The following is a 9,538-nucleotide window of genomic DNA, read 5'->3' as shown; positions in this document are numbered from 1 at the left end:
CCAAGCCCAGCAGCCCAGACCGAGAGCCAGAACCCCTCCTCCAGACTGTCGCCTAAGTCCCACAAAAATACCCCACCACCCACTACTCCGGCAGTAGATCCACGAACTCGGCAGGCATCTCAGGCCACCCAGGAAGCCAGGAACAACTCCGAGCCCCCAGATCTCCAGGGCCATGCCGGGATATCGCGCAAGGCCGCGTCGGCACTGGGCGGATCCGCCGTCGGGAGCGGGTGATCCGGCAGCGGATACCAACTCGGCAGCGGCGCGCGAGAGGCGAAGCACTGAGTCCTGCGAGGTCGCAGGGAGTCGCGCTGACGTCGACCGAGAACTGCCGCCGACCAGACCCTGCGGATGCTCGAAGTTCGTGTTGTCGGCGCCGACCGAGATGATGGGACGTGCGGGCGTCGACATCTCGTTCTGGCGGAGCTTGACGTTCTTGGCGACGGCGATTGCCTGACCTTCGTTGAGCACACCGAACCCGTAGCTCTCCTCGATCCCGAGGTTCTGGATCGAGTATTGCGGCTCGTCCCAGCTCTTGACGTGGGGCTTCTCGTCCACGATGAGGGCGCCGAGGTTCCGCGAGTTGAACATGATGAGGTCGGTCGTCTTGCTGTTCGTGTCGAACCGCATGAAGGGGCTGACCAGGATGCGCAGGCCACCGAAACGGAACCTGAACGCAATATGTGTGACATTTTGGCAGATAAGTTGAGCGGGTTAGGCTAGTATTTATATCGTCGATATATCGAAGATATAAGGAGCCATCCTATGAAAACTCGCTGTGGTCCTCGTCTTCCCCGCCGCTACCGCCGTCCCGCCCCTCTCCCCGCCACCCGGTCCCAGATCCGCCAGAAGGTGGAGCAGATCCGGGCTTGCTATCAGATCGAGGCGATCCTGGAACTGAGCCAGATGGACCCGAACGTCGAACACCTGGTCCGGCTCGACAAGGAGGCCCGTCTCCTCGATGAGTTCCTGGCCTCCCTGGAGGAGCAGATATGAAGACGGCGGCTCTTTATATGCGCGTATCCAGTGTCGATCAGCATCCTGAGACCCAGCTCTACGATCTCCGGGCCCTGGCGCAGCAACGGGGTTTTCGCGTCGTCGCTGAGTACACCGACAAGATCTCGGGAACTAAAGCGCGTAGGCCTGGTCTCGGTGATCTGTTGCGGGATGCCCGACGCGGCCGTTTCCAGGTGCTCCTGGTATGGGCCTCCGATCGGATCGCCAGGTCGGTTCGGCACTTCCTCGAGGTGCTGGATGAGCTCAACCATCTCGGCATCGAGTTCGTCAGCTTCCGCGAGAACCTGGATACCGGCGGCCCGCTGGGACGCGCTGTCGTCATCATCATCGGGGCTATCGCCGAACTGGAGCGGAACCTGATCATCGAACGGGTCCGGGCAGGCATGCGCCGGGCCCGGCTCGAAGGACGGCACATCGGACGACGGCCGCTTGATATCGATCGTGCTGCCGTTCTTCGAGACCGAGCCCGCGGGCAAAGTCTCACCCAGATCGCCAAGTCCTTCCAGATCTCGCGGGCTACCGTCAGCCGACTGATCAAACAGGGACAGCAACAAGCTCTCTAGCAGATGTTCAAAAGGGGTGCCGCACGGCACCCCTCATCTCCTTGAATCTACTCATCCGAAAATCGCCAACTCGCCCGTATCAAAAGGTGTGCCTAAAGAAACCGGGGAGAATTTAAAGAAAGACGAAAAAACAATAAATAGTTGATACCGGGAGTCCAACTCTTGCAATCATAGCCACGAGTGTGTTTTTTCCGGTACCTATTTAAGGATTTGCATGCGTACCTGAGGCCACGGTGATGACCGGGCAGCTTGCTTCGGCAATGATACGGAATGCTCCGGAGGTTCTGTTCTGCATACCCAGATGGGTGCTTCTCTGAAGTCCCAATATCACCAAGTCAATCTGATGCTCACCAATATGTTTCAGTATTTCTGTAGGGGGCTTTCCCACACTTACAAAGGTGTGAGGTTCGCAGAGTTGTCCTGCACTGTGCGGCATGATCGCTTCGACAGCGCCGTAGAAGTGTTGTTGTAAGCGACGAATCTGTTCGGGATAATTAACCTCGCCCGAACGAATGACGTTTAGGACATCGAGGTCAGCTGAGAAGGCTTCCGCAAGAGCGACAGCAACCGGGGCGGCGTGAGCAGCTTCCGCTGAACAGTCCGTGGCATAAAGGATGCGCCGAACCAGTAGTGAGCCGGCCCGAAGGATATTCACATTCGGGCCTACCGTCAGTGCCGGTTCACTCGAATGCCGCAGCACGCCTTCGGAAGTGGAGCCCAGGACAAACCGATCAATGGACCCTCGTCCATGAGTGCCCAAAACCACTAGCGCCGGAGCCTTCCGCTGCGCGAAAACCGGAATCATGCGTCGCGGATCCCCTTCAAGAAGGATAGTCTCGGTCGTCCCACGGCCAGCTTTCAAGGTCTCAGCGGTCAGCGTCAACTCACAACTTAGGTCGATACGCTGCTGGCTGGGAACAGACTTCTCTGTCTCTACTTCGAGCGCAGCCTGAAGGAGGGTGAATGCGTGTGCAACAACGAGACTGGCGCCGAAGTGAACCGAAACTGCTGAAGCGTAAAGACCGGCGTTATAGGATGCGGGTGAAAAATCTGTTGCGAAGATTACTGTTTCAAACTGAATGGCCGAACTCTTGCGGACATTTGTCATCGGCACTCCCTAAGTTCTGCTAATGCTTCCCATAGTTTGTCGTCTCTTGTCTGGCAGCCTGCCAAGAGTGGACACCTTCGGGCTTTCGATCACGGCTGTACTCCTGTCTGGAAGTTGATGGTCGAAAGCGCGAAGTTGTACTGTGACCTCGCATTTGCATTACCGATTGCTGCTTCGGTTTGTTGGAGTTCAGCCTGACTCAACTCAACGATTGAGCTGAGTCCGAGACCGTAGCGTGTCTTAGCAAGGTCCAGCGCGGTGTTTGCCTCCCTGAGTAGTTCTCCGGTCACGGTAACCCTTTGCCATGCGGTATTCGCATTGAGCCACGCCGTTCGCACATCGCGAGCTATCTGCTCACGCAACGCGCGAGTCTGCTCCGAAGCCGCTTGTACCTGCAGCGATGCCTCGGAGGCTTGGGCAGAGAGACGAAAGCCATTGAAGATCGGAATACTCAAATTACCGCCGACCGCGCCGTACCAGTTTGTCGTGAAGTACTGCGGAGAACCGACAGGCGTTCCCCCGACGACGCCGAACGCGCTGATCGTCGGCAGCAGTTGTTCGTGTTGCGCCTTGCTGAACTTCATCGCTGCTTGTTCACTGAACCTCAGCGATTGCAGATCGGGCCGGTTCTGGATGGCTTGTGCGATGAGAATGTCTATATCCGGTGCTAGCGGCGGAAGTGCGCCAGTTTCGTCAACGAGCTCGAAGTTCATCAACTTGTCATAGCCAAGCACCGCGCTAAGCCCTGCCTTGGCCGCGTCGAGATTATTCTGGGCGTCGAGTTGCAGGAGTTTCGCTTGAGAGAGATTTACCTGGGCAAAACTCTGATCAAGTTCGGACTTCAGCTTCGAAGCGGTGAGTGCGCTCACCTGATCAGATAAAGCTTGTCGCGCGGATACCGTCTGTACTGCGACCTTCAGCGTTTCTTGTGCCTCGATGACTGCAAAAAAGACCGCATCCGTTGCCAAAACAATATCCTGGCGACTGGCTTCGGCATCGGCCAGACGTGCCTTCTCCTGGAGCTTTGTGGACGCCACAAGGTTTGCAGTATGTCCAAAGTCGGTAATCAGTTGGCTGAGTTGGACGCCCATTCCAGCGTGTTGGAGAAGAAGAGAAGCGGTCAGCGTTCCACTGGCGAGTCTGCTTGCGTCGTTGGCTGCTACCGCTGTGAGATTCCCGCTCAGAGTAGGGAGTTCGTCAGCTCGGCGTTCACGGACAACCTGATGTTGGATCTTTGCAATGAGCTGGCTGATGTGAATACGAGGATTGTTGGCCAACGCTATTTTCTCCGCGTCTTGCCTGGTCAAGAGAGTGGGGGTGTTGTTCCCCGCTGGGGCGGCAGGTGGAATCGGACCTTGTGTAAACGGTGCCTGACCGCTCTGCATTGCCGGATCATTCGGCAACGCGACCGTCGTACTCTGGCCAAGCAGTGCGACCGCGGTCCATAAGAGAGGCAAAACACCCGCGGCGAATGTTTCAACTCTCTTCATGGCTTTACCTCCGCGGCCAGTGCTGTTTGTGGGTGCTTGCGATGTATGAGCAGATAGGCGGCCGGCACCAGAAATACGGTGACAATGACAGAGACCGTAAGGCCGCCCAGGATGGCGCGCGCCAATGGAGCGTACTGCTCGCTGCCCGGTTCGAGAGCCAGAGCTAGGGGGATGAGGCTAAGAATGGTTGCGAGGCTGGTCATCAGAATTGGTCTCAGGCGGGCCTTGCAGGCTTCAACGAGCGATTCCTTGAGCGGCCTGCCCTTTTTGCGCAGCGTTCCGGCAAATTCAACGATCAAAATGCTGTTCGAAGCCGCGATTCCAGTGGTCATGATGATTCCCATCAGGGACATGACATTGAGGCTCGTTCCAGTGACGAGAAGGAACAACAATGCCCCGGAGAGCCCGGGAGGAATTGCCAGGAGGATGATGAACGGATCGGAAAACGAGGCGAATTGCGCCATCAGGATGAGATACACGAGCACTATCGCCAATAGCAGGCCAACGCCGAAACTGGAGAACGATTGTTGCATGTCGCGTACGGTGCCACTGACCGTGACTGTGATGCCATGCGGCCTTTGGATCCGCGCGACAACCGATTCAACTTGCTTCTCTACCCCGCTGAGGTCTTCTTTCTTCGGCATGACATAGATGTCGAAGACGCGTCGCAACTGGTAGTGATCGACTTCGGTGGGTGTATTGATCTGCGTGATATCGGCGAGAGATTGAAGTGGCGTTGTATCGGCGCCTCCCGGTGCACGAAGAGGGATCTGCCTGAAGTCGGTGAGCGTTTTGATTTGCGACTCTGGATACTGCACAGTCAACATGTAACTGTTGCCCGATACCGGATCGATCCAGAAGCTCGGGGCGATCATGCCATTCGATGTGAGCGCGGTAATGACATTGTCGACAACATCCTTGGGCGTTATCCCAAGCAGTCCTGCGCGTTCACGATTGATGTTGAGCTCGAGGCCAGGATAATCGAGATCCTGCGGAATCAGCACATCGCTCACTGAGTTCAACTGCTTCAATTTGGCTGCTGTTGCGTGAGCGATCTCGTATGCCTGATCCAGATCGTTTCCGCCGATCTGAATATCGATTGGTGCAGGTTTGCCCTGATTGACGACCGAATCGACCAAGCCACCAGCTTGAAAATACGTTGCAACGTCGGGAAAGTCCTGCGCAAGCTTTTCACGCACCTTTTGCATGTACGCATAGCTTCCGGTCTTGTGATTCTCGGTGAGGCTTACCTGAATGAAGGCGGTATGCATACCAGAGTTTGAGGTGTAGATCGCAGAGAGGTCGGGAGTGATACCGATGTTGGATACGATCATGTTCAGGTCGCGTGGTGCGACGACCTGGCGAATGTCCTGTTCCATCTTCGAGATGTAGTCGTCTGTCACTTCGATCCTGGTGCCTGCCGGAACTTTCACGTTTACGACGAACTGTCCAGGATCGATACGCGGGAAGAACGCCTTTCCGATCCATAGATAGGAAGCGAAGGTGAGCAAGACGACTATGCTGATTAGTCCGACCACCAAGGCAGCATGGTCCAACAATCGAGAGACTGCTCGCTCATACCACGTCTCGAATCTGCGGAATGCAAGATTGAATTTTTCGACCACTATGCGGAAGACTGAAAACCGATTCCTCACAGCCGGAACATGATCATCTTTGGGAGCGACCGGTCGGCGAGGAAGTTCGTGCCCCGGATCCATCTTGATGAACTTAGCGCAGAAGAGGGGCACCACGGTCATGGCAACCAGGTAGGAGGCGAAAAGCGAGATAACGACCGCAAGAGCTAGCGCGGTGAAAAGATACTTACTGACACCAAAAAGAAGCAGAACAGGGAAGAAGACGATGGAAGTGCTTACGGTCGCAGCCAGTACGGCGAGCTGAACTTCCTTGCCACCGTGTTCCGCGGCAACCGCTGGCGATTCACCCATCTCCATATGGCGAAATATGTTTTCCAGCACGACGACGGAGTTATCGATAAGCCTAGACAAAGCAAGGGCCAATCCGCCGAGTACCATCGTGTTGATAGAACTGCTTCCAAGGTTAAGTCCTAAAAACGTCGCCAGGACCGAGACCGGAATCGAGATCAGGACTGCGATGGTTGCTCTGACGTTTCCGAGGAACAACAGAATCATGAGCGCAGTAAGCACCAGCCCAATGGTGCCTTCATTGATGACGTTTTTGACCGCAATTTTCACGAACGCCGACTGATCGAATACGACGTCGGTTTTGAGCACGGAGGGGATGTCAAGCAGGTTGGCGACCGCTTTTTTGATTCCATTCACAATGGTGATCGTGTTGGAGTTGCCGCCCTGTTTGAGTATGGGTATGTACACGGAGTGCTGGCCATCCACACGAACGATATTGGTCTGAAGTTGACCGCCGTCCTTCGCCTGACCGATATCGCCAACCATCACCGATGCGTTTCCAACGGTCTTCAAAGGAAGATCGTTGATCTCATCCACGACAGGTACCTGGCTGTTCGCGTATATGTTGTAGTCCTTCATGCCGATGCGGACGTCGCCGGCGGGAAGGATGAGGTTGGAATTATTGAGAGAGTCCACCACGTCCATCAGGCTCATCTGATGAGCTTCCAGTTTGACTGGATCCACGTAGACCATGATCTGTCGGTAGCGGCCGCCATATGGTTGGGGAACTGATGCTCCGGGAACATTTGCTACCTGATTGCGAACTGAAAATTGTGCGAGGTCCTTCAGTTGTGTCTCGTTCAGCCCCTGCCCCTTCAGGGTGATCAGGCACACCGGCAGGTTTGCTGCATCGAGCTTCAGGACGACAGGTGGTAGTGTCCCTGGTGGCAAGCGCCGAAGATTTGCCATCGCAAGATTCGAGATATTACTTACCGCAGCGTTAGGGTCGGTGCCCGGCTGGAAATAGATCTTGATCAGACTTACACCGGGAAGAGAGCGAGACTCGATATGGTCGATACTGCTGCCAAGGGTGAAGAATCGCTCGTAGCTATTAGTAATGTCGGATTCAATCTGTTGCGGGGGCATTCCAGCGTAGAAGGTCGCGACGACAACCACGGGGATGTTGACCGCGGGGAAGAGATCTACAGGCATGCTCACGACTGTCGTGACACCAACAACAATGATGAAGAGGCACATCATCAGGATGAAGAAGGGATATTTGATCGCGAAGGAGGGCATCTACTGATCGCCCCCTTGTTTCGACATTCCGATCGTGGCAAGTTTGGGTTGAACAACCTGGCCGGGTTGATAGTTGGATTGCCCCGACACAATGACTTGCTGATGCTCGGCGAGTCCTTGTATGATCTCGACTCGATCCGACCCCTGAATCCCTAACCTCACGGGGAGTTTCGCTACCTTGTTGCCGGTATCGAGAGCCAGAACGTAGGCTTGGCCATCCCCCTCAAGAACCGCATTGGATGGGACAGTAAGCACGTTCTTCCGTTCCTGAAGAACGATCGTTGTCTCCGCCGTCATTCCAGTGCTTAGCGACAGATCAGGGTTCGGTACATCGACTTCTGCCAGCATGGTCCGGGTCGATGTCGTCAGCTCACGTGTGAAACGAACGATCTTGCCTGAGATTACCTTGCCAGTAGCCTGCAACTTAATTCGGACGTCTCCGCCAATTTTGATGAACGGAACGTTCTCCTCAGGAACCGGCATACGAAGCCGAAGTAGATCGCTTTGGGCAAGTTTTACGACAGGCATTGACTGCGTATTCGAAGCAGTTCCGGCTTGAATCAATGAACCGACATCGGCATAGCGCATCGTGACCACGCCCGCAAAAGGTGCCGTCACCACCGAATAGTCTTGCATGGCGGTCAAACGCTGATGATCTGCTTTAGAGATACCAAGCTGTTCCTGCGCTGCTTCAAGTGCTGCTTTGGCGACACTTACCTTCGCCTCTGCATCCTGGTCTTTGGCACGTGCGTCGTCCAACTCCTGCTCCGCAACCAGCCCCGGACGCATCCTCGCTGCCTCAGCAAGACGGGTATACGCGGCATGGAGGGCGGCATGATTTGCTTCTACAAGAGCCACCCCACTCTGCGCCCGCGAGATCTCGGATTGGCTATGCCTCACCTCGGCCTCGGAGCCTGCGACCTGCGCGTTCAACTCCGGTACTTCGAGGGTTGCGATGACTTGCCCACTTCTGACACGATCGCCAATATCAACATTGATGCGACGGACGTACCCCGAGACCTTTGCGTGGAGTTCAACCTCCTGATAGGGCTGAAATTCACCGGCGACCGTAAGGGTGCTCGATAGATCCCCTCGCATTACTGGCGCCACAGAAGCTGTGGCAATGGAAGGGGAGTCGGTCTGTTTTTCTCTACAACCAGAGGCAACAAGACATGAGAGCGCAATCAAGAACGCGCCCCGAATGACGATCGATGGAGATCGTAAAGGCATCGTATGGGCACCTATCGAGCTAGAGGATGTGCAACGCCGACGAGTCGATCCGAATGTAGGACTCCACTTAACGAGGAGTCGCGGCCATTTTTACGGATCGAACTGAGTGCTAGGAGAGGAGTAAGACTGGAGGAGGGCGAAACGAGAAGAAGCTTAAACCTGCAAATAGCTGCTGCGGCAATACTTTATCCGCAACGGTCCACTCGCGAAACGAGATGAGGACGTTCAGTCCTAGCAGCACCCCAGTAATAATGAGGCTCGGGAAGAGATCGACCAAGTCCAGTTGTGGAGAGGGCAGACGAAGTGGTTGGACTTGCGTCGAACTGACCGGCCGCTCCTTTTGAGAGAGCAACTTCGCGTGCGGAATGGATAAGGAAACACTACCTGGCGGGTCATAAAGAGATGTCTTGTATTTCGCACCCCATGCAATGACGCCTACTATCAGCACTAGGACGCAGGCAACAGTCAAAGATGGAATACGGCGACTTGTGGCGTCTATTCGCATGAAGCGTGGTTGAAATGATGCGGTTCGATCAAGCTAGTATCGCTCAGCCCCGCACCTTCTGCATAACTTGAAACGACTCCAAAACAGATCGCGGCAGGATTAATGTGATTTGTGTCTATCTCTTTTCGCCAAACCAAACCGGACTAATCGGATTGGCGACCCTCTATGATATGACCCATCATTGTCTCTTTTGTCACCAATCGCGCGATTCTCTAACGAAAAGGGTGGGTTCGGCCTATGCCCTGTCGAATCGGAGACCTTAGCTTGGAAGCGCAACCGTAGAAGAGCGCGTTTGCGCAGGATCGGTTTCTTTAGGCACACCTTTTGATACGGGCGAGTTGGCGATTTTCGGATGAGTAGATTCAAGGAGATGAGGGGTGCCGTGCGGCACCCCTTTTGAACATCTGCTAGAGAGCTTGTTGCTGTCCCTGTTTGATCAGTCG

7 protein-coding genes are annotated in these 9,538 nt (G+C 55.1%); 2 read left to right on the top strand and 5 right to left on the bottom strand.

The features are described from left to right. Positions 1 to 630, bottom strand: a 630-nt coding sequence (locus OHL16_RS20065; protein ID WP_263368980.1) for a hypothetical protein, incomplete at its 3' end; no start/stop codon positions are given. Positions 631 to 765: 135 nt separating this feature from the next. Here OHL16_RS20065 and OHL16_RS20060 point away from each other — a divergent pair. Together OHL16_RS20060 and OHL16_RS20055 are read left to right on the top strand one after the other, a co-directional pair. Further along, complete coding sequence (locus tag OHL16_RS20060) at positions 766 to 996, top strand: hypothetical protein (protein WP_263368979.1); 231 nt, start codon at positions 766 to 768, stop codon at positions 994 to 996. Continuing rightward, entirely contained in the window at positions 993 to 1,580 is a 588-nt protein-coding gene (locus tag OHL16_RS20055; RefSeq protein WP_263368978.1) for a recombinase family protein, read from the top strand. Before OHL16_RS20060 ends, OHL16_RS20055 begins: the two co-directional genes overlap by 4 nt. A gap of 202 nt (positions 1,581 to 1,782) precedes the next feature. Here OHL16_RS20055 and OHL16_RS20050 read toward each other — a convergent pair whose 3' ends face one another. The 4 genes from OHL16_RS20050 to OHL16_RS20035 all read right to left on the bottom strand — a co-directional run bounded on the left by OHL16_RS20050 (position 1,783) and on the right by OHL16_RS20035 (position 8,548). Next, positions 1,783 to 2,688 (bottom strand): universal stress protein, encoded by a 906-nt coding sequence (locus tag OHL16_RS20050; RefSeq protein ID WP_263368977.1) that lies wholly within the window; start codon positions 2,686 to 2,688, stop codon positions 1,783 to 1,785. Positions 2,689 to 2,777: 89 nt separating this feature from the next. Further along, positions 2,778 to 4,178: a TolC family protein gene (locus OHL16_RS20045; protein WP_263368976.1), complete on the bottom strand. Its 1,401-nt coding sequence runs from the start codon at positions 4,176 to 4,178 to the stop codon at positions 2,778 to 2,780. Beyond that, entirely contained in the window at positions 4,175 to 7,360 is a 3,186-nt protein-coding gene (locus OHL16_RS20040) for an efflux RND transporter permease subunit (protein ID WP_263368975.1), read from the bottom strand. The genes OHL16_RS20045 and OHL16_RS20040 overlap by 4 nt, the downstream gene beginning before the upstream one ends. Beyond that, positions 7,361 to 8,548: an efflux RND transporter periplasmic adaptor subunit gene (locus OHL16_RS20035; protein WP_263368974.1), complete on the bottom strand. Its 1,188-nt coding sequence runs from the start codon at positions 8,546 to 8,548 to the stop codon at positions 7,361 to 7,363. Positions 8,549 to 9,538: the final 990 nt, after the last annotated feature.

Source organism: Edaphobacter bradus (genome assembly GCF_025685645.1).
Taxonomy (GTDB): Bacteria; Acidobacteriota; Terriglobia; order Terriglobales; family Acidobacteriaceae; genus Edaphobacter; species Edaphobacter bradus.
The sequence above is the reverse complement of the archived record's forward strand: the minus strand, read 5'-3'. Positions and strand labels throughout refer to the sequence as shown.